Genomic DNA, 19,861 nt, shown 5'->3' on the forward strand with positions numbered 1-19,861 from the left:
GAAAAAGGAGAGGCAGACGCCTCTCCTTTTTTATGCCGATCAATCATCGTCTGGACTGTTTCACCGTCTTGACTGCCAGCTTGTATTCGCGCTGTTCAACTATGGACGGCGGCTGTATCTCCGGAGACGTACCTCTCAGGAGTTGAAGGATGATCTTTCCGACAAATGCAGGATTGTTGCGAAGATACCTGGCCATCAGGCGTCTTGGATCCTGGATAAGGCGGTGCAGCCACTGCATTCCTATTGTCTTCACCCATTCCGGGGCATCTTTGATGCGGCCGGTGTGATAGTCAAAGGCCGCGCCGACGCCGAACATCAGTGTTGCATCGAGTCCAGCGAGAGCGTGATACATAAACTTTTCCTGCCGCGGTGTACTGATGCCCACCCAGATGATGTCGGGCTTGAGCCCCTGGATCTCAGAGCGCAGAGACTCCCATTCCTGCACGTTTAGATCGCGAAACGGCGGAGTGTAGTGCCCGACGATCTGTGCATGAGGAAATCGCCGTGTGAGCGCCTGCTTTAGCTCTTCGGCGATACCGGCCTTTCCGCCGTACAGGTAGTGCCGAACGCCGGAAAACTCAGGCCGGCGAAAGATCTCGAGCATAAGATCTGGGCCAGTAACCCGGCGCATCTCGCCAAAGCCTTGCCAATGGCCGACCCACACCGTGGGCATGCCATCGGGAAGCATCAGGGTTGCTGCGTCATAGATTGCCGCGAGATCGGGATCTCGTTGCGCTTCCATCACACCGTGTACGCCGACCATGCAAATGTAGCCCTTCTGTCCCTGATCCAGAAGTTGGCGGATCGCTTCCGTCGCCTGTTCCATGTTTGCGGGATCAATAGAGACTCCAAGAACATCTACTTTTTTCTGGTGAGTCATGAGAGGTTCGTTCCTTTCTCAACGACATCGGCGCCACGAGTCGCCAGGTACGGCGTTGCATTGGCAACGATTACCTGTTGGTAGAGGTTGACCCATTTGGCGGCGATCGTCTCACCAGAGAGCTCAGGAAAGATGGATGGTGCTGGCCTGGGTAATTGCAGCGCCGCGGCCGCGGCGTTGATGAAGTCTTCCTTGCCATGGCCTGACAGCGGCACAAAAGTGCAAAGGCCGTCGGCCATCTCACGGAAGGCAGGGATGTCAGAACAGACGACACGTGCGCCACGTTGGAGTGCTTCAACGACAGGCAGCCCAAACCCCTCAGTCAGGGAGGGAGCCAGCACGCACTCGCAGTTGGCATACAGCGAGTGAAGTTCTGCATCGCTGATGCCTGCGCAAAAGTCGACATGATCGACAAGACCAAGGGTACTGATCCACGCTCGAATGGCCGTAGACTCCGGTCCCTGTATCCCTACAAGTACAAATCGCGTCAGTGGGGGAACAACATTCCTGTAGAGGAGAGAGTGAAATACAGAAAGCGCGAGCGGGATGTTTTTATTGTGACGGTGTTGCGCAATGCATAGAACGAATGGAGGCCCAGAGTGTGGCGCCTGATGGTCAGCGTCATGCGGTTCGACAATATTGTGAATGACTCGCGCCTTGCGCGATGCTATCCGGGAGTCGTACTGCGTCAACCGATCCAGGGTGTTATGCGAGACGCAACCGATAGCGTCCGCAGCATGGAGACACTGCTTCAGGACTGCACGGTTCACCAGGACATGAGGCCAGGTGAAATTCTCAGGTGAATCGATCGGATAGAGATCGTGCAGTGTGACGATGGTCGCATGATCGCGCGATCTTTTGATCGGCATGGGATAGGCGAGATGGACCACCTCAGCCTGTAATGTCTTAGCAAGTCGAGGGAGCTGCGTGTAGTACCAAATGTTTCTCTCGATCGGCGACATGCCAATCCTGGCAAAGTGGATGTGCAACCGGGGAGAAGCCGGCAGATACGCGCGAAGGAGTTCCTTCTGCCAGGGTGAGGCGGCAACGTGGATAGAGTCGATGTCGGAATGAAGGGTAAGAGCCTGCGCCAGGTCGAGGGCATGGCGCTGAATGCCGGAGATATATTCCGAAGCGGAGACGAGTGCGAGTAGCAGGTTCATGCTGTCACCTCGTCTTGAAGCGCCGGCACATAAACCAGCGTGCTTATCAGCAGGATTGCCCACATCGGCAGAGAGAGATCAAAACGGTCGGTATCGGCAAGACCCCAGATCAAAATGAAGAGCAGCAGGCTATTGAGGAGAATCCTTACCTGAGAACTTGCCTTGCGGAGATGCCAGTAGAAGCTGCCGTAGATACCGACGAGCATGATCAGGCCGAGAACGCCGTAGGTATAAAACTGCTGGATCAACTCGTTATGGGCGTGCCATGCCTCGAAGTCGCCAAACGCCGGAATCACGTTTCGAAATCCGTGGAAGCCGTGTCCGATCCACGGGTTCTCTAATCCGCGCAGTAGAACAAAGCCCCATATCCCAATGCGTCCGGTAAGTGTTTCGGCCTGGTTGCCCGCATTTGTATAGACAACGTAGTAGCTGCTGATAAGGGGCCAGAAGAGCGCGAAGATGACGATGGCGCCCAGGATCGCCGTTCTGCGAGTGGTTGCCGATACTGTGCGGTCACGGAGCAGAAGATAAGCCTGAGAGATGCAGAAGGCTATGATGGTGCTCTTGCTCAGAGTTCGCATCAGGGTAACGGACAGAAAGACAGGGGCAACCCTCCAGCCCTGGGCGGCGCGGTTGAGGTATTGAGAGAAGTACACGCCTAAAACGCAGATGAAACCAACCGCGTTGGGGCTGAAGTACTCGTCATTGCCGGGACGCAGATCCTGCATGGTCGGCGAGAACCATGTCACGATCGCAATGAAACATGCACCCCATACATAACCCTTCATGAGCGATTCTCCGGCGTCCGTGAGCGGCTGGTAACGCAGGATCATCCAAACGATGGCGACATCGGCGGCCATGCCGCTCCAGTAACCGGCCGCAATCGGAATCGATACAGTTACGCTCCAGCTAAGGCTGACCAGAGAGACTGTCAGAAAGCAGAGTGCCCACCGGAAAGGAGTCGTGATAGGCACGGTGTGCGCACGGCCGCCGAAGACATAGAAGAGTGAACAGATAAAGAAGGCAAGATTCAGAGCAAGGCCGGCGATGGCTCCTGTCCGCGGTTCCGCCTGAAAGAAGAGGTACGAGAGAGCCAGCCGCGCTGCGAAGTAGAAGCCGACGGACGCAGGAAAGAGATACGTGGACGTGCGCGAGACAGGATATGCAAGAGTTTCGGACGGCATCATCGCACCTCCTCATAGGCAGCAACCGGGAGGTTACGTGCCGTAAGCACTGAGAAGAGCGGAAGATACAGCAGCAGGTTGGCGACACCATAGGGAAGTCTGGCCGCTGCAAGACCGACGATGCCAAAGCGCGAAAGCAGGTAGGGCATCAGGCAGACAGAGATGGCTCCGCCAATAACGTTGAAGAGCATTACCGTCCGGGAATGGTCATGTGCGAGCAAGGTGTACGTGGCCGTAACGCCCATACCAGCAAACGCAGTGCTGATGACGGCAAGCGGGAGGACACCGGCTGAGGCTTCAGCGATCGCGCCCGAAGCCCATATCCGCAGCAGCGGAAGCCCCAACGTCACTAGAATTCCTGCTCCGATCGTTACCAGGACGACGTTGCCAAGAGTGGCGATGAGAACCTGTCTTCCTTGGTCGAGCCTGGTACCGGCGCCCGATGCGAAGTGAGGAAACAGGAAGTGGAGACCAGCCGCAGCAATTCCATACAGCGGCTGCGTTAGCTGGAGACACAGAGCATACGCAGCGACTGCCTGCATGCCTAGATGCATGCCCAGAAAGATGCGGTCGATCTGGACGAAGATCACAGCCGATACGGCCTGAAGCCAGCTATAGATCCCGAATCGGAAAAGGTCCTTGAGGATATCTGGGTGAAATGCAGGAGTGATCCAGCGGACATGCATCAGCCTTGCCAGTTCATAGAATTGCCATGCTGTGCCTATCGCGGTGATAAGAGCCGTTGCGGCTACGATCGAGACAATCGACGCATGCAGAATACTCAGAAACGCGGCGACTACAAGCGTAAGGACGCGGGCGCACAGGCTGATCCGGATGCTGGCGGAGTATCGCAGAAAGGCGCGCTGGGTGCTGACGCATACCGTTTCCAGCGCCCTTGCAAGTACGATCAGTGCCGCCAGGCAAAGGCTGAGGAAACACTGGTGGTTCAACTCAGGGGTAACCAGCGTGAAGCGTGCCGCGGCTGTACCGGCAAACGCAAGCAGGATGGTTGCCAGCAGAGATCCAAGAACGAGGTGGATGCTTAAGGTGTTGCGGACGGTGCGTCTGATGGCAACGGGGTCGTCCTGTTCGAGCCAGCGGCTCACCCTCTGAATATTGGCGTCACCGAATCCCGAGGCCGCAACGCTGCCGATCGTAACAACACTGGTAACAAGAGTCCAAAGGCCGTACGGCGCGGCTCCGAGACGATGCAGCACGACGGGAGCGACAATCAGCATTCCCAATGGAACCGCGAGATAGTCGATGACGCCGTACGCCGCATTGGCCAGATGCCGTTTCATCTGCGTACTCCCGGAATTCGATGGAGGACGCGGTTTCCAGAGGCCGCAATCTGTTGCAGAAAGACCTTCTGCACTGTCTCTGCTGGTATTTGTTCCCAGCGATCTCGAATGAGGAGAAAGACCGCGGTAATCAAAACGCTTATCACGGTGAGAGCGAGAGTGAGCAGAGTGCGGGGAGGAAATGACTTCTTCTCTGCGATGCCAGGCGTGTCGATGACACTGACGACGGGGACGTCCTTAGCCTCTTCAATGCGCGAGAGCTCGTACTGCTGCGTAAGCAGCTCGAATAACGTCTCCTGGATACGAAGGTTGCGATACAGCTCGGCATAGGGAACTGCGAGCTGTGGCAGGCTGCGAAGCGCAGGATAAGGCTGGTCGCTCGATACCGGAACGTCCACGCCGGAGCTGGATGGTCCGGCAATGGAATTGAGCTTTTGCTGCAGGCTTCCAATACGCGACTCGGCAGATTTGACCCGGATGTTCTGGTCGCCATAGATCTGGCGAAGAGAGCTCAGGCTTGACTGTTCGGCGATCAGCTCCGCCTGGACGCGTGCCATCGCATCGACCATGGCTCGCGTCTGCTCCTTGATATCGATGGTTGTATGTGAGGTCGAGAAGTTGCTCAGCTCCTGCTGCGCGCGCAATAAGTCGGTATGTGCGGTTTGCAGCCGCCGTTCAACAAAAACGCGTTCCTGGTGCGCCGAGGTTGTCGATGTATGTGTGAGCAGGAGGTTCAGCTCGTCGAGGTATCCCTGAGCCAGGTCGCGGGCACGGACACGGTCACTATCTTCTACGGTGATCGTGATGACCCCGCTTTTTTTGTCTTCAGTGACCGAGGTGCGCCGCGCAAGCCTCTTGGCAGTGTCGATGCGATAACGCTTGTCATAGACCTTTTGGAGCTCGAAACGTTCGATCAGGTGATCGCTGATCGTGCCGCTCTTGATAAGGTCGATGTAAAGTGCTGTCGTGTTTCCTGTGCCGAGTAAGCTTCCGGCAAGACTACTGAAGTTATTGCTGGAGCCTCCCCCGAGAGCCCGTCCTGCTAACGCGGCGATCATAACCGAACTGGAGTTTGTGTTCGCCGGTGGCATGATCATCGCCGTAGATGTGTAGCGCTTCGGGATCAGGAATGCCACTGCGATCGAGCAGGCAGCAGCGATCAGAAAGACACGCACCAGCAACCGCCGATGCCGCCATAGAATTTCGCCGTTGTGAACCCAGACCGGAGTCTCGCTCATAGCACACCTGCCACTGCTGCGGTGATCGCAATGGATGAGGCCAGTTGTGCCGTCGTCAGGAGATTGCGCCAGAAAAGAGACGCTCCAAGGATCTTCTGCGGGACGACAACCACATCGCCCGGGCTGAGCTTGGTAGAGAGAACACTGCGCGGTAGGAAGCCACTGTCGCGTCCCACGACGGAACCATTGGCGCGGATGATGAAGATCCGCTTTTCATTCGCAACCTCGGTAACTCCGCCTGCACGGCGGAGATACCAACCGGCGGACTTACCTTCGGCAAAGGTGATTGCTGTGGCGTTATAGACCTGCCCGTTCACGAGCACAAAACCAGGCCGCTTAGGAATCCGGAGGACGTCACCGGCGCGCACCTCAATATCCGCCGCTGTTCCCTCCCATGAGGCGATGTCGGTGGAGATATGGATGACGAGGCGGCCGACCGCAGGTTGGGTCTTCAACCGGTTCAGCACCTGCTCCTGTTGGGCTTGAATGATCTGCAGCGTTGAGGACTGATCGTTGGAGGATACTGCGGGTGCGAGCCGGGCAGCAGAAGAGCTCGTCTCGATCTGGCGGATCAGCTCCTGACGGCTCTTTTCTTCAAGTACTCGAACCTCTTCACGAATGAGGATGGCTCCAGCTGGATATGCTGTCTCGCGGAAGCCTCCGGCTCTCTTCAGAATGGAACTGAGCCGTTCTCCCTGTTGGATTCCGTAAGAACCTGGATAGGAGACCTCACCTTCCACCGTGATGGAGGCGGCGATATCGTTCCAGCCTGCGATTTGGTGGATCGTCAGCACATCTCCGGGACGAAGCACAACATCGGAGGAGCTCTTTCGTGTTGTGACGGCGACTCCGATGGGGATCGAAGAACGCTGACTGATGACGCGGTTCCCATTCGCGATCTGATAACTGGTAAGGTCAGCAGCTTCCAGCAGGGCATCGCGCTTGAAGCCGCCCGCGGTGCGGACCAGGTCTGCCGCGGTCATCCCTTCGGAGAGCGGGTAGATCCCTGGACGCAACACCTCTCCGGCGATGGTTACGCGGGGAGCATCTGCCTCATATCTTCCAAAGACGCGTATTGTATCGAACGGCTGGAGCGTGAGATCGACATTACCGGCGAGTGCCTCCGGGACGCTGAACTCGATCGTTGTTGGCCGCAGATCGGGAGCCTGAAGCCGTACGATTTCGCCCCGGTCCGCCGGTTCTGGCAACAGATCCTGATAACTGTGAAGGATGTCTGTAATGCGCATGCCATCGTGATATGCGGTGCGCCCCGGCCGGACGAGATGCCCTTCCGTGTAAATGACCCGGCTGCTGTAAGGAAGAACACTGCCGATGAAGAGATGATCGCCATCGCGCAGGTTGAACGGCTTCTCCTGTGACGTGCGCAGGTCATACGAAACTGTCTCGCGCTGGTGGTCAGGTGTGATTCGTTCAATCCGAATTTGTCCCGTCTCCGCCGAAGGAGCCGGCCCGCCGGCATCTTCTACAAGAGAGGAGACGGTAGTATTTCCTTTCAACTCATAGATGGCGGGGCGTTTGACGGCTCCGTCGATCCACACCTGAGGTCCGGAAGGGGGAACGAGCAGTGTATCGCCGGACTGCATCCGGATCTCAGACCGGACGCCGTGCAGCAGGAAGTCATAGAGATCGATTTCGTCCAGCAGGCGTGTACCGCGATAGTGCCGCAGTATTCGCAGCGATCCAACTGCGGTAGGGCCTCCGGCGGCATAGAGTGCGCTGAGTGGCGAGGAGACTGAGGTCAACTCGTAAGCTCCAGGACGCTGCACATCCCCGACGACATAGATGCGGATGTTGCGGGGACGCGCAACCGAGAGCTCAACCTGAATGTCACGGAACTGCGTCCGAAGCCGGTCTGTCACCAGAAGCTTCGCCTTCTCCAGCGAGATCCCTGCAACCTCAACGGCACCGGCTTCAGGCAGGACAATCGTGCCTTCGCGATTAATGGTGCGCTGAAGGTTTTGAGAGGCACTACCCCAGAGCGCAATGGTCAGGGTGTCTCCCACTCCAAGCACGTAATCCGGGCCAAGAGGCACATCGGCTGCGATATCGGGCGTAGTCTGTGCGTTCTGGCTGTTTCTACGGAGAAAGACGTCGGAACCAAATCGCTTGAGTGAGCGCGAGGATTGAGGAATCTGTGTGTAGAGATCGCGGAGCGATGCCAGGTTATACGGCGTATCGCGATGAAGCACACGCTCACGAGTACTCGGATCCTCCTGCCGTTCGGCGGTCTCTTTTTGTGTGACGGGCTCTTTCGGCGTCTTTCGTGTTGCAGTGCTACTGGATAGTAGATCCGCATTGTCTGTCACGTTGCCCGTAGACGGCTTCAGGTTTCGCTGACCCGCGTCGGCCGGAGAGGTTGTGCCAGGTGATTCAGCATCGGAGAGATAGCCGCGCGAGCGAAGAAAGGTAATGACATTGTTACGGAGCTCCGCATTGGTCTGCAGGCGCGTGTAGAGAGCCTGATCTGAGATCGAGTCCGGCTGGGTTGGATTGCCCTGTTGCGTCAGGTACTCGGCAATAACCGTTTTGACCTCGATCATCGCATCGGGATTGTCCTGTAGAACTCGCACTACTTCCAGATAGGAGGCGGAGCCCTCCTGCGTATTGGTGTCTGTCAGGGATTGGGAACGCGTGCTCTCCTGCTGCGTTGTCTGTGTGTCGTCCGTGCCGGCAGAGGAGAGAGTCTGTGCCGGCAGATGCGTGAACAAGCAGAAGACGCAGCAGCAGATAAGGACGAGCCGTTTCATTGCGTACTCCCTGAAAGAAACTGCCGCCATTGCATGGACGCCATGATGTAACGCGCTCCTTCTACCAGATGAAAGCGAAGACGAAAAAAGATATAGGGAATCTGCTGCCGTAACCGGTGTAGCTTAGCGGACAGGGAATCTTGCTCGGGTTTGCAGTTGATGGCCGGGGGAAGCCGGCGCGGAAGAAGTGCTCCCTGTACCGAGCGCCCCGCGAAGGCTTCTTTCCTGGTCAGTTCTTCTTCGAGAAGTAGATACAACTTGCTCCCAGGAAAGTCGGTGAGCAGGGCAGTGCGGCTGTAGTGCGTGATCCAGTAGCGTGTTGCGGTGGAGAGGAAAGGCTCAGTAGCGGCAGACACATGCGAGGGAACAAATTCGTCCAGGAGTTCCTGAGAGGTTGCCACCGCGATGCCGTATCCAAGGGCAGTCTTCTTATCCTCTTGCAGGAGTGAGAGGAAGTCGTTCCAGAAAACTGTATCTGGCTTACGTGCCTGGGTGTGATGCCTGAATTCAAGAAACCACGAGAGCCGTGTAAATTCTCCGCGGATGTGTTTGAAAAGATGAAGCGCCTGGCCAAGATAGTGATCGATTGGTGACAGGGAGGGAATGGAGAGCCCATCTCGTTGTATCCACTCCACTCGATGGAGGCGTGGCGAGCCTTCCGGCGCCAGATGCAATTCGACCGACCGGTGAGGCGTAACCTTATAGAGGTCGCTTAACCTGGGACTGGAATGTCCAGGCGTTTTGAATTCCATACTCTTGCCGCTTACAGCGTGCAGGCGATACCCGCAGCGTTCGAGGATTGCGCGAGCGCGTTCGGCACAGGCGGGATCTACAAGAAAGTCGAGGTCGAGCTGAGAGCGCAACTCCATGCGAGGTACCGAGAAGGGACACAACGTGATGCCCTTCAGGTTGGCGTACAGAACGCCCTCGTCCTGGAACGCACGATTGAGCCGTAGGGTCTCTTCAAGAAATACCTTTGAGCGCAGGGTATTGTTCGCAAGCGCCTGTTCAAGCTCCTCGTGAATGGCGGGCGACAGGCAGTCTGACAACTGCAGAGACGTGAGCCGGTCAAAGAAGTAGAGTGCAAGTCCGCTCACATGTAGCCATTGCAGCAGGCGACGCCATTCCGCCGCCGAGGGATTGAGGCTGAGCAGATCGTCGATGTCTTTTGAACAAAAACCTTCCATTACGGCCTGACGCAGACGCTCATGTCGTCTGGTTGGAGGCCATACGGAATTTCGCGAAACTTGCATTGGTCGAACCTTACTCAACGACGTGGAGCGTAAGAGCCATCTGTCCGTGGCCGGTTCCACAGAAAATGAAGCACTGACCCGTGAAGTCACCGGCTTTTTCCGGAGTAAATGAAAGTGTTGCGGGTGTCCCTTTGTTGATCTGGACCTTCTGATCCAGGTCGGCAAACTGGAGCCCGTGAGTGACATCACTGCTTTGAATGACGAGTTCGACCGGTTCACCCTTTTTGACTGTGATCTCTGATGGAGAAAACTCAAAGCGCTTTGCGGAGATTTCGATACGGTGCGGCTCAGTGCCCGCGTGAATCGGGCGGAATGAGAGCGCAGACATCAGTGTGAAAGAAGTAAGAAGGGTCCACTTAAATTTCATCGGCTATCGGCTCCTGCAACGATCGTCAGTGAAAGATCATCCGCAACGGGGATCCTTCGATTCGTTGACTCTAGTTAGCCGCTAAAACCGTGTTGTCATGTGTCTGTCAGGTGATTGTCAGGGAAATGTTAGCCCCTTTGGTGACAATGCTTTGACAAAGCGGCGACGACCCCGGGACACCTTCCCGGACACGTCTGGTTATCGTCGGCTTCATGCGAAGTGTGAAACGTCGGATACCCGTCCATAGAGTGCTTTGTTATCTCGTCTTGATGGCGCTGTTTCCCGGCAGAGCGCTGCATGCACAGAAGACGCCCATTATCTCGGGAGGCGGCGGCATGTTTGTCAGCCGGAACGGAGGCCAGAACAGCTACTTTCCTGTAATCTCTCCACTCGCCGCTGTGCCTCTCGGAGATCACGTGCTGATAGAGACCAGAGCGACCATTCTGGAATCATTCACCGCAAACGGACACGGTTACGACACGGCACACTATGCCGCTCTGTCTTATCTCGAGGGAGATTTTCTTGTCTCTCCCCATCTCACAATCGCAGCGGGAAGCTATTTGACTCCGTTCGGTACCTATAACGAACGGTTGACGCCGATCTGGATCAGCAACTTCCAGAATGGTCCATTGATTCTTCCATTGGGAACCATGTCTACCGGCGCTGGTACAGGCGGTATGGTGCGGGGTTCCGCAGTCTCACGTTCTTCTTTCTCCATCGACTATGCTGGGTATTTCTCGGCGCGTAGCGGAAATGAACAGTTCCTGTCGCAGCGATCTTCCGGAGGAAGGCTCTCTGTCTATCTACCTAAGCAGCGACTGGAATTTGGTACGTCGTATGGCCGGCTGCTTCAGGGGCAACAGGCCAATTTCCAGGGAGTTCATCTCTGGTGGGAGCCTGCAAACACAGGTATCCGGTTCCGGTCAGAGTATGCGCATGGGGCACACTCTTCCGGATACTGGTTCGAAGCTGAAATGCGGCCAATCTTCTGGGGCGGAGAGAACAGTTGGGTAGGCCGCTTTCAGCCGGCCTTTCGTATGCAGCAGACCTTCCGCAATAAGCCCGATTCCTCGGATGGTCTTCCAGGTGTGAACACGCGGTTGGCCGACTTCGGACTCGTCTATAACCTTCCACACGAGGTGCGTTTGAAAGCAAGCTATTCGAGGCAGTTTTCAGCCGCCGGCGACAAGAATCTCTGGACGGCCAATATGACCTACAGGTTTTTGTTCCCGGCATGGAGGGGGAAGAAGTAATGCACACCAGACGAAATGGAATCCTGGCCTTCCTGCTTGCCATTGCCTTGCCGTGCTTTGCGCAGCAACCGCCGCCGACCGCCTCCGCCAAGCCGAAACCAAAGCGTACGCCCAGCGCAGGAGAGCTCGTCTTTCAGCAGAACTGTTCGCGTTGTCACAATGCGCCGCAGGGATTTTCACCACGCGTCTCGGGAACGATCGTGAGGCACATGCGGGTGCGGGCATCGCTCAGCAAGAAGGATGAAGAGGCTTTGCTGCGCTTCTTCAATCCGTAAGCTTCATCTTCCAGCGTGGCTACGGATTAGAGCGTTTTCCCTGTAGGGCTACCGCATCTATGCGCGTTTTCCGCAATGAAAACGCCACTGCGCGCCCCTTACGGGATACCCAGCAACAGGGAAAATGCTCTAGTAGATCTCATGATCTGACGGGCCATAAGGCTGACCGAACTTGTTCAGATGTTGTGTGGGCTTAGGGTGTTCAATCGCAATGTCGCCAAGGTTGATGTTCTCCGCGGCGATGTGGATGCGCCTGGTGTAGCGGTCGAGTGTCGGTTGGCGTTCGCCTTCTACCCACACACGCATCTCATACTCTCCTTCAGGTAGTCCTGTGAGACGAAACTGCCCACCGGTATCGGCGATGCCATAGTATGGCGTGCTGAGTGAGATGACGACTGCCGACATCTCCGGATGGATATTGCAGAAGATGTATGAGATACCTTCGCGTGAGAAGTTAACCGAACGGCTCGAGTTCGCTTCGTAAAGGCCCAGGTCAAATCGCTTGCCATCGAAGAGCGAGAAGACATTGTGAAAGAACGGGTCTGCGTTGGGAAAGGTCACGTTTCCGCCTACAGGAACCACTACAAGATGAGGCGAAAACATTTTGTTCTTCTGCAACATGACCGGGTTAGGGCCGGCAGGGAACGGAGGCGGTGCAAAGCTAAGTGGTTTGAGCCAAAGCACGGCTGGAGGAAGCTTTGCTGGGCGTTTCGCTGATGCTGCATCCGTAAGGCGTAACCGTGCGGTTGCCTCCGAGGCATGAGCGGAGGGCAACGCGTATGCGACAAGGCAGACGGCTGCGATGTTGCGAAGAAAGGCGCCTGTAGTCATCAGAATCGATAAGCCCCTGAGAGTCCAATTGCGTCGCTGGCATAGCGGTCGCGGCTTGGAAAAGTTGATTGCAGCCGTTTGTATTCGAGTGAGAACTGCAGGTAGGCATTTGGGCTGTAGATCGTATTCAGCATGAGTGTGCTGTTACGGGTCAGGCCCGAATATGTGGGAGCCGTAGAACTCGCCGTCCGGGACCGGATCTGCTTGCTGAAGGGATTATCGAGGCCATAGGCAATGTTGGTCTCAAAACGGCCCGTCTTGATAGCAAGCTGAGCCCATCCACCGACATCGTCGATCGGTTGAAGTACAGTGGCCCCTTCGTAATCGCGATAGATGAAGTCGGCATAGCCACCGCCGCCAAGTCCGCCCAAAGCCTGCCCACGATAGGCAGTCGAGGTGAGCAGAAGGTATTTCCCAATGGGAAGATGCAGATCGGCTGTGGCCGCCCAGGCGTCGAATCGGCTTCCATCGACTGCGCGATGCGGGCTGAAGTAGCCGCCAAGCCCAAACCGGGTCTCGCGGTCGACCGGGCCGAAGCTGCTGCCGGCGCGGAACTGAACACCGGGCCATCTGCTTCGCTCCGCCAGCGTCGAAGCGGAGCCGCTGGTAGCCGAAGGCAGCAGTGGATCACCAACGTCGATAAGAGCCGTCTGCAGTGTGAGCTTCGACGTTGGCGATAGAGGGATCGACTGGCTGACGCCAACCTGTGGATTCCATGTCCACAGATTTCCAGACCATGAGAGCGGGGGGACAGCTACCGAAGCGAGAGAAGTTGGCTCATCGGGAGCGAGGATCGTTCGGTCATACGAGAAGAAGGCCTGGGTATTCTTCCAGTCCAGAGAGGCCCGGGCGGTGCGCAGACGAATAAGACCTCCCGCGGAGTATTCCGAATTCGTAGTAGAGCCGAAGAAATCGGTCCGAATCTGTGCCCGGCTGGTCGCACCTAAGAGATGTGGTCCGCGCGCGTCAATCCCAAGCACGGTCTGACGCATCGTAAATCCTGTAGTTCCGCTACCTCTCAAGACATACGTCGGCGTGGCCGGCACATCGACACGACGCGTATTGACAAAGGTATTGAAGAGCACCATGCCGGTGACTGAGACCGGATACTTCGATTCGGACTCAACCTTCAACGAGTCATGGGTGGCGACAGCAGATTCCAGTGCGTCAACGCGCTCTTCGAGGGTCGGCGTTGGTGCAGGAGGCGATGGCTGTGTCGCTGTTACGGATGCGGGAGCTCCAGACGCGGCAAGCTGTTGTCTCAGTTCGGCAAGCTGCCGTTGCATCTCCTGAAGTTGCTTCTGGTATTCCTCCACCTGCGACTGTACCTGCGTGATTGTCGTCGAAAGTCGGGTGATCTTCTGTTCTGGTGTCTCCTGTATCTGGGAGGTATTACCAGGCGCAGATTGCGCTTGGCTCATCGAGGGCAGCAGCGCGAGGACTACGATCATGCTCTGGAGTTTGAGTGTGTCGCGCATCATTAGGTTAATACCCGATCTCGTTGATGTGAGGTTCCGTCGGCAGAGTGCAGAGTGCGAGAGATGGTAAAGAGGAATGTCGTTGAACCGGCACGCCCATCCACCAGTCGCACCTCGCCCTCGTGTTCCCGCGCAACGGTCCATGCCAGGGTAAGTCCCAGGCCGGTACCTTTGTGACGCCCCTCGCTCACGAATGGCGCAAAAAGATTATCGCGGATGCTTGCCGGAACGCCGGGGCCGGAGTCGACAATGCTGGCAGTGATGGTTTGCGGAGTTGCTGTCAGCGTCAGTGAGACACTGCGCGTTGTAGCGCTCTGCCTTGCTGACTGGCAGGCATTGAGCAACAGGTTATACAGGGCCCGTTCGATCTGGCGGCCATCCACGGCTGCTGTGGTATCCGGAGCGTTGTTGACAAAAGTAACTGCGACACCATCAGAATCAGGATGCGATCTGACCAGAGTAAGCGCGCGTTCTGCAATGACCTCCACCGATGCGGTGGTTCGTAACAACGCATTCCCGGTGCGGCCGAAGATGAGCAGCGAATCCAGCATCTCTGTAGTGCCCTGGACGGCGAGCCGGATCTCCTCATACAGCTCGTTTCTTTCTGCCTCCGATAGATTCGGGGATGCCAGAAATTCCGCGTTCGCATAGACGGCGGCAAGGTAATGTCTCAGGTCATGGGAGATGGATGAAGCCATGCGGCCGATCGTGGCCAGTCTTTCAGCCTCCAATAGCTTGGAGTTGGTTGTCTGTATCTGCTCGCGCATCTGCGCAAAGGTCTTGCTTAGAAAACGGACCTCCTGGGTCCCATTGGAAGGTAGAACATAGGTGTCATTTCCGGTGCCGAAGGCACGGACGCCCGAGGTGAGGCGCTCAATGGGACTCGTAACCATGCGCGACAGCAGAAGCATCAGGATCGTGCCACCAGCGAGGGCAATGGCGCCCGCCAGTGCCACGAGACGATTGATCTGTTTTTCAGCGGCATCCGTCTGCGCAAATGACTTCAACATGACGAGCCGGATTGGGGCATTCTCGCTGGAGTCGAAGTCTTTTGTGATTGCCAGATAACGTTCCCCGTTCAGGACCGCCAGAACTGGAGCAGATGCTCCAATAAGGGTTTGCAGTTCTCCAGAGATTCTGGTAACTCGCGCATCCGGCAGGCTGCTGGCGATGAGCTGAGAGCCGTGGACGACCGCGGCGTCGGAGCCGGCGCTGCTGGCCACATCTTGCAGAAGCTCGTGGTCGATCGCATAACCGCTGATGACGTAGCCAAGAAGCGTACCCGTCGCCTGGTCGCCAAAGTAGATCGGCGTTGTGGCGTATTCGTAAAGATCGGAACCCGCAAGCAGAAGGTGTTGCGATGGATCTGAAAATTTCTCCTGCAGGGCAGGCAGAAGTTGTGCCGAGGGCTGGCGGGTATTAAGGGTCAGGATGTTGCCGTCCCGGTCCGCAAGTGCGAACAGGTCGTTGCCGCTGACTCTCCAGAACGGGACTGAGCCATCGGCCACCGTCTGCTGATGCCGGGTTGTCATCAGCGCTTTCAGGCTGGGAAGATCGGCAATCAGCGCATTGGCTCTGCGCAGATTTACCAGTTTTTGCGTTTGCAGCTTCTGGAAGAGCTCGACCGAGCGATAGAGGTCAGCCGAAAACGCTGCCTGGGCGTGCTGTTGAAGACGGCCGCGGATAATCAGGAGACTTGCGGAGGTCGATCCTGCAATGACGAGGACCAGCGAGGCAAGCAGAAGGAAGCGTGTACGAATGCCTGGCGTGTCTTTCGTTAACATTTCAATCTCAGACCTACGGTACGAATTTATACCCTGCGCCGTAGACCGTCTGAAAATGTTGGGGCTCCGCAAAATTGACTTCGAGTTTCTGGCGAAGTTTCAGAAGCTGATTGTCAACGGTCCGCGTCGTTGGATAGGAATTGTAACCCCAGACCTCGTTCAGCAGCTCTTCGCGGCTGAGCACACGTTCTGCGTGTTCGACAAAATACTTCAGGAGCTTGAATTCGTGAGCCGTCAGGGTGACAGGTTGGCCTGCACGGTGAGCGGTCATTCGAGCGAAGTCAACGGTGCAGTCTCCAAAGGTATAAGTGGTGACCGTACTTGGCTTCTGCTGACGGCGAAGTGCAACCTGGAGCCTGGCGGTCAGCTCTCTTGGAGAGAAGGGTTTGGTGACGTAATCATCAGCGCCCAACTCCAGAAGAAGGACTTTATCTGCGACTTCGTTGATGGCAGAGACAACGATGATTGGCGTCTCCGGCCGCTCTGCCTTCATCGCCTTGCAAAGGTCGCGTCCGGTGATATTGGGCAAAACAAGATCCAGAATCACGGCTGATGGCCGAATACTGTGGAATGCGTCGAGGCCTGTCTTGCCGTCGCCACAGACCGTCACACTATATCCAAGCTCACGGAAGGTCCTGTGGAGGACCTTTTGCATCCGAGGATCATCTTCGACAACCAGGATGTGCGTGCGGGTCGGCATCACAACGGGGGGCTGAGTCAATTCGTGAGTTCCCATCTGGAGCATGGGCTAATTGTCACTCTGAAAAGCCCCGCGTCCGCCAAAAAGGTAGCAAAGTGACAATCTTGTGACAAGGGGGAGACGGGACTAAGTGATTTGGGCTCAATGCAGGCTGTGCAGATACTGCTCCAGATGATGGATGGCGTCCCCGAACCCGCTGTAGGTCAGCCGGATAACCGGCGCCTCCCGTAACAGGCGATCTACCGCAGCATGCTGAGGTTCGCGCATGCTGGACCAGTGTTGCCGGATAAAGGAACGGGCATGTCCGGACTGAAGGGGAAGAATCGCCGGAGGACCGTACGAGACGCGGTCAAGGAAGACAAGCAGGGCCACCGAGGCGCTCTGCTGTGTTTTGATGCCCTTGAGCTTTGCCACCTGCAGCTCCATCGATGGCTTTCCTGCTGCCCGTGGAGTGATCTCGAAGTGGCGAAGCTCCGGAAAGAGCTCACGGGCTCCTGGACGGAAACGAAATTGGTTGCAGTTACCGACGATGGCAGAGGGAGATTGCCGTAACAGGAGATAGGAGGCGTCGTCGGAGGTATAACGCCAACCGGAGCGAGCGCAGGCATACGCAAAGGATGATTTTCCCGCCGCGGACTCGCCGCAGAGCAGGACTCCGTGCTCTTGTGCAGAAACGCAGGCTGCATGAATTGGAACGCAGTAGCGTGTTGAGATCATCGTGAGCGCAGCCGCTTCGAGGAAGAAATAACGCAGATACGGGCGAGACGTTAATGCCGCCGTCGAGATGCAGATCTGCGAATCGCCCGTCTCCATATCCGACAACAGCACGTTGGACGAGTCTGCAATATGCATGCCGACATGTCCGAGGGAGCGGAAGACGGGAGCCGGAGGACAGATGGTTTCCCCGTTCTCTACGACTGTCACCGCAATGTGAATCGGATCGTCGGCAAAGAGAGCAGGAGCCGTGCTCCAGCTTTCGGCAGCTGCTATCTCCACTTCAGGATGATTTGTGGCGAGATCAACGGCAAAGCCCATGCAATTGAACCGGCGGCGGATGTGCAACTCCGGGCCGTGTACCAGATGGCCATCCTGAAGCGGTGCGGCTGTTTCAAATCCATGTTGGGCGATCGGTAGACTCATTGCGGGTTGCGTCGAACTTCAGTATGAAGCGGCGGGTTCGCCGAATTGTTGGCCGAATGTCATCTTCTTGTCTGCAATGCCCAACCCTTCCAAACTGAGACATCGGGTCAGTTGAAAGCAAACCAGATATGTGACGAAAACAACAATGGAACCGTGCCTATGGAATGCCTGCCGGTGGAGGAGATTTAACGCCGGTCGCCAGAATCTACCCGTTTCCTGTACATTTCTTTGTGGGTCGAACTTTATCGGCACTCCACGCATGTCTTACGGTTTGTATGTCTGAAGCGATCGGGATAGAAACGATTCTCAACAGCGATGTGTCGCTGCTTCAGGCAGTGAAGACGCACGCACGCGGTCCTGAGGGAGCGCTGCCGATTACGCCAGAGATGCTGGTGCGGCAGCCTTCGGGCAATCTCTTCGGTCTGTCCCAGAATGCCGGCATGGGATGGGAGCCTGGGCGGCTGAGTGACCCCGAATATCTGATCCTGAGTACGCACGGCGGTGTGCGCGCGGCGGACGGCACTCCTATTGCGCTTGGCTTTCATACCGGTCACTGGGAGGTGGGCCTGTTGGTGACAGAGGCCGCCCGTGAGCTTAGGAACCTCCACGCTACGCCCTTTGCCGGTGCGTGCACCGATCCCTGCGATGGCCGGACCCAGGGAACCGACGGCATGATGGATTCGCTGCCGTACCGGAACGATGCGGCCGTCGTGCTACGCCGGCTGATGCGGTCGTTGCCGACGCGTCGTGGTGTGCTTGGTGTGGCTACCTGCGACAAGGGGCTACCGGCGATGATGATGGCGCTGGCGTCTTCTGGAACCTATCCCAGTGTTCTGATTCCAGGTGGCGTCACGCTTCTGCCCGAGGACGGGGAGGACGCTGGCAAGGTACAGACGATTGGAGCACGCTATTCCCAGCACCAGATCACGCTGGAATACGCCGCGGAGATGGGTTGCCGGGCCTGTGCCTCGCCGGGAGGTGGCTGCCAGTTTCTCGGTACAGCCGCAACCGCCCAGGCGGTTGCTGAAGCGATGGGGCTCAGCCTGCCGCATACAGCGCTTGCGCCTTCTGGGCAGGATATCTGGCTCGATGCCGCGACACGCAGCGCGCGAGCCATGATGCGGATGACGTCGCTTGGCATCGGAACCCGTGATGTGCTGACTGACGCCGCCATCCGCAACGCGATGGTGGTTCATGCTGCTATCGGCGGTTCCACCAACCTGCTGCTGCATATTCCGGCCGTTGCCTACTCCGCGGGGCTTCGCCGCCCAACCGTTGAAGACTGGACGCATACGAACCGCAGCGTTCCTCGACTGGTTGATGCTTTACCCAACGGCCCCAGAAACTTCGCCACGGTTCAGGTCTTTCTGGCGGGCGGTGTGCCAGAGGTGATGTTGCAGCTGCGGAACGCCGGCCTGCTCGATCTCAGCGCGATGACGGCAAGCGGTACCACTCTTGGCGAAAACCTGGAATGGTGGGAACAAAGCGACCGCAGGCGCATTCTGAAGCAGCGCCTGCGCGATCTGGATGGAGTCGATGCCGGCGACGTGATCATGTCTCCGGATCGGGCACGTTCTGCCGGCCTCACGTCGACTGTCTGTTTCCCATCAGGCAATCTCACACCGGATGGAAGCGTGATCAAGAGCACTTCGATCGATCCGGCGTTGATCGATGCCGATGGTGTGTATCGCCATACAGGTCCCGCGAGAGTCTTCCTGACGGAGGAAGCTGCGATAGCCGCCATCAAGCAGGGAAACATTGGCGAAGGCGATGTGATGGCGTTGATTTGCAGCGGCCCCAAAGGAGCGGGCATGCAGGAGATCTACCAGATCACCTCAGCACTCAAGAATCTGCCGTACTGCCGCCATGTCGCCGTGATCACCGATGCGCGATTCAGCGGTGTATCGACGGGCGCATGCATCGGCCATGTATCGCCGGAGGCACTGGCGGGTGGCCCCGTTGGCAAGTTGCGTGACGGCGACACGATCGAGATCGTGGTCGATCGCAAGCAACTTCACGGCTCAGTGAACCTGATCGGTGAAGGAGACGAACGCTTCACCCCGGAAGAGGGAGCAAAGCGGCTCGCAGCTCGCTCGCCCCGGCCTGATCTTGCGCAGCATCCAGGTCTGCCGGCAGATACACGCCTGTGGGCGGCCCTGGTGCAGGCCAGCGGTGGCGTGTGGGGTGGCTGTGTCTATGACGTTGATGCAATCCTGCAAAAGCTACAGGGATAACAGGAGAGAGAA

At 57.1% G+C, this 19,861-nt stretch carries 16 protein-coding genes; 3 read left to right on the top strand and 13 right to left on the bottom strand.

The annotated features are described in order from the left end of the window. Positions 1-43: 43 nt before the first annotated feature. The 8 genes from AB4Y89_RS03750 to AB4Y89_RS03785 all read right to left on the bottom strand — a co-directional run bounded on the left by AB4Y89_RS03750 (position 44) and on the right by AB4Y89_RS03785 (position 10,154). Positions 44-880, bottom strand: coding sequence for a WecB/TagA/CpsF family glycosyltransferase (locus AB4Y89_RS03750; RefSeq protein WP_442299556.1), 837 nt, complete (start codon positions 878-880; stop codon positions 44-46). Further along, positions 877-2,043, bottom strand: coding sequence for a glycosyltransferase (locus tag AB4Y89_RS03755; RefSeq protein WP_442299557.1), 1,167 nt, complete (start codon positions 2,041-2,043; stop codon positions 877-879). The genes AB4Y89_RS03750 and AB4Y89_RS03755 overlap by 4 nt, the downstream gene beginning before the upstream one ends. Continuing rightward, the gene (locus AB4Y89_RS03760) at positions 2,040-3,230 is read right to left on the bottom strand and encodes an O-antigen ligase family protein (protein WP_442299558.1); all 1,191 of its coding nucleotides are present in this window, start codon (positions 3,228-3,230) and stop codon (positions 2,040-2,042) included. The genes AB4Y89_RS03755 and AB4Y89_RS03760 overlap by 4 nt, the downstream gene beginning before the upstream one ends. Next, positions 3,227-4,528, bottom strand: coding sequence for an oligosaccharide flippase family protein (locus tag AB4Y89_RS03765; protein ID WP_442299559.1), 1,302 nt, complete (start codon positions 4,526-4,528; stop codon positions 3,227-3,229). Before AB4Y89_RS03765 ends, AB4Y89_RS03760 begins: the two co-directional genes overlap by 4 nt. Continuing rightward, positions 4,525-5,766 carry a GumC family protein gene (locus tag AB4Y89_RS03770; protein WP_442299560.1) on the bottom strand — a complete coding sequence of 414 codons (1,242 nt, stop codon included), beginning with the start codon at positions 5,764-5,766 and terminating at the stop codon, positions 4,525-4,527. Before AB4Y89_RS03770 ends, AB4Y89_RS03765 begins: the two co-directional genes overlap by 4 nt. Next, the gene (locus AB4Y89_RS03775) at positions 5,763-8,534 is read right to left on the bottom strand and encodes an SLBB domain-containing protein (protein WP_442299561.1); all 2,772 of its coding nucleotides are present in this window, start codon (positions 8,532-8,534) and stop codon (positions 5,763-5,765) included. Before AB4Y89_RS03775 ends, AB4Y89_RS03770 begins: the two co-directional genes overlap by 4 nt. Further along, the gene (locus AB4Y89_RS03780) at positions 8,531-9,721 is read right to left on the bottom strand and encodes a nucleotidyltransferase domain-containing protein (RefSeq protein WP_442299562.1); all 1,191 of its coding nucleotides are present in this window, start codon (positions 9,719-9,721) and stop codon (positions 8,531-8,533) included. Before AB4Y89_RS03780 ends, AB4Y89_RS03775 begins: the two co-directional genes overlap by 4 nt. Positions 9,722-9,797: 76 nt before the next feature. After that, complete coding sequence (locus AB4Y89_RS03785; protein ID WP_442299563.1) at positions 9,798-10,154, bottom strand: cupredoxin domain-containing protein; 357 nt, start codon at positions 10,152-10,154, stop codon at positions 9,798-9,800. A gap of 248 nt (positions 10,155-10,402) precedes the next feature. On the opposite strand from AB4Y89_RS03785, the gene AB4Y89_RS03790 reads away from it, so the two are divergent. Together AB4Y89_RS03790 and AB4Y89_RS03795 are read left to right on the top strand one after the other, a co-directional pair. Further along, on the top strand, positions 10,403-11,407 hold the full coding sequence (locus AB4Y89_RS03790; RefSeq protein WP_442299564.1) for a hypothetical protein: 1,005 nt from the start codon (positions 10,403-10,405) through the stop codon (positions 11,405-11,407). Beyond that, positions 11,407-11,682, top strand: a complete 276-nt coding sequence (locus AB4Y89_RS03795; protein WP_442299565.1) for a hypothetical protein — start codon at positions 11,407-11,409, stop codon at positions 11,680-11,682. Before AB4Y89_RS03790 ends, AB4Y89_RS03795 begins: the two co-directional genes overlap by 1 nt. A 129-nt stretch (positions 11,683-11,811) precedes the next feature. Here AB4Y89_RS03795 and AB4Y89_RS03800 read toward each other — a convergent pair whose 3' ends face one another. The 5 genes from AB4Y89_RS03800 to AB4Y89_RS03820 all read right to left on the bottom strand — a co-directional run bounded on the left by AB4Y89_RS03800 (position 11,812) and on the right by AB4Y89_RS03820 (position 17,615). Then, the gene (locus AB4Y89_RS03800) at positions 11,812-12,513 is read right to left on the bottom strand and encodes a hypothetical protein (RefSeq protein ID WP_442299566.1); all 702 of its coding nucleotides are present in this window, start codon (positions 12,511-12,513) and stop codon (positions 11,812-11,814) included. Beyond that, on the bottom strand, positions 12,513-13,994 hold the full coding sequence (locus AB4Y89_RS03805; protein ID WP_442299567.1) for a hypothetical protein: 1,482 nt from the start codon (positions 13,992-13,994) through the stop codon (positions 12,513-12,515). The genes AB4Y89_RS03800 and AB4Y89_RS03805 overlap by 1 nt, the downstream gene beginning before the upstream one ends. Beyond that, positions 13,994-15,775, bottom strand: coding sequence for a HAMP domain-containing sensor histidine kinase (locus AB4Y89_RS03810; RefSeq protein WP_442299568.1), 1,782 nt, complete (start codon positions 15,773-15,775; stop codon positions 13,994-13,996). Before AB4Y89_RS03810 ends, AB4Y89_RS03805 begins: the two co-directional genes overlap by 1 nt. Positions 15,776-15,788: 13 nt before the next feature. Further along, positions 15,789-16,520, bottom strand: a complete 732-nt coding sequence (locus AB4Y89_RS03815; protein WP_442299569.1) for a response regulator transcription factor — start codon at positions 16,518-16,520, stop codon at positions 15,789-15,791. 96 nt (positions 16,521-16,616) lie between these two features. Continuing rightward, positions 16,617-17,615: an aldolase gene (locus AB4Y89_RS03820; protein WP_442299570.1), complete on the bottom strand. Its 999-nt coding sequence runs from the start codon at positions 17,613-17,615 to the stop codon at positions 16,617-16,619. Between the two features lie 275 nt (positions 17,616-17,890). Here AB4Y89_RS03820 and AB4Y89_RS03825 point away from each other — a divergent pair, with 275 nt between their 5' ends. Further along, positions 17,891-19,849 (top strand): YjhG/YagF family D-xylonate dehydratase, encoded by a 1,959-nt coding sequence (locus AB4Y89_RS03825; protein ID WP_442299571.1) that lies wholly within the window; start codon positions 17,891-17,893, stop codon positions 19,847-19,849. Positions 19,850-19,861: the final 12 nt, after the last annotated feature.

This window comes from Terriglobus sp. 2YAB30_2 (assembly GCF_052114765.1).
Classification (GTDB): domain Bacteria; phylum Acidobacteriota; class Terriglobia; order Terriglobales; family Acidobacteriaceae; genus Terriglobus.

Bases quoted from the DNA above. Each gene is read 5' to 3' on its own strand.
- AB4Y89_RS03750 (WP_442299556.1), bottom strand. From the start codon at position 880: ATGACTCACCAGAAAAAAGTAGATGTTCTTGGAGTCTCTATTGATCCC.
- AB4Y89_RS03755 (WP_442299557.1), bottom strand. From the start codon at position 2,043: ATGAACCTGCTACTCGCACTCGTCTCCGCTTCGGAATATATCTCCGGC.
- AB4Y89_RS03760 (WP_442299558.1), bottom strand. From the start codon at position 3,230: ATGATGCCGTCCGAAACTCTTGCATATCCTGTCTCGCGCACGTCCACG.
- AB4Y89_RS03765 (WP_442299559.1), bottom strand. From the start codon at position 4,528: ATGAAACGGCATCTGGCCAATGCGGCGTACGGCGTCATCGACTATCTC.
- AB4Y89_RS03770 (WP_442299560.1), bottom strand. From the start codon at position 5,766: ATGAGCGAGACTCCGGTCTGGGTTCACAACGGCGAAATTCTATGGCGG.
- AB4Y89_RS03775 (WP_442299561.1), bottom strand. From the start codon at position 8,534: ATGAAACGGCTCGTCCTTATCTGCTGCTGCGTCTTCTGCTTGTTCACG.
- AB4Y89_RS03780 (WP_442299562.1), bottom strand. From the start codon at position 9,721: ATGGAAGGTTTTTGTTCAAAAGACATCGACGATCTGCTCAGCCTCAAT.
- AB4Y89_RS03785 (WP_442299563.1), bottom strand. From the start codon at position 10,154: ATGAAATTTAAGTGGACCCTTCTTACTTCTTTCACACTGATGTCTGCG.
- AB4Y89_RS03795 (WP_442299565.1), top strand. From the start codon at position 11,407: ATGCACACCAGACGAAATGGAATCCTGGCCTTCCTGCTTGCCATTGCC.
- AB4Y89_RS03800 (WP_442299566.1), bottom strand. From the start codon at position 12,513: ATGACTACAGGCGCCTTTCTTCGCAACATCGCAGCCGTCTGCCTTGTC.
- AB4Y89_RS03805 (WP_442299567.1), bottom strand. From the start codon at position 13,994: ATGATGCGCGACACACTCAAACTCCAGAGCATGATCGTAGTCCTCGCG.
- AB4Y89_RS03810 (WP_442299568.1), bottom strand. From the start codon at position 15,775: ATGTTAACGAAAGACACGCCAGGCATTCGTACACGCTTCCTTCTGCTT.
- AB4Y89_RS03815 (WP_442299569.1), bottom strand. From the start codon at position 16,520: ATGCTCCAGATGGGAACTCACGAATTGACTCAGCCCCCCGTTGTGATG.
- AB4Y89_RS03820 (WP_442299570.1), bottom strand. From the start codon at position 17,615: ATGAGTCTACCGATCGCCCAACATGGATTTGAAACAGCCGCACCGCTT.
- AB4Y89_RS03825 (WP_442299571.1), top strand. From the start codon at position 17,891: ATGTCTGAAGCGATCGGGATAGAAACGATTCTCAACAGCGATGTGTCG.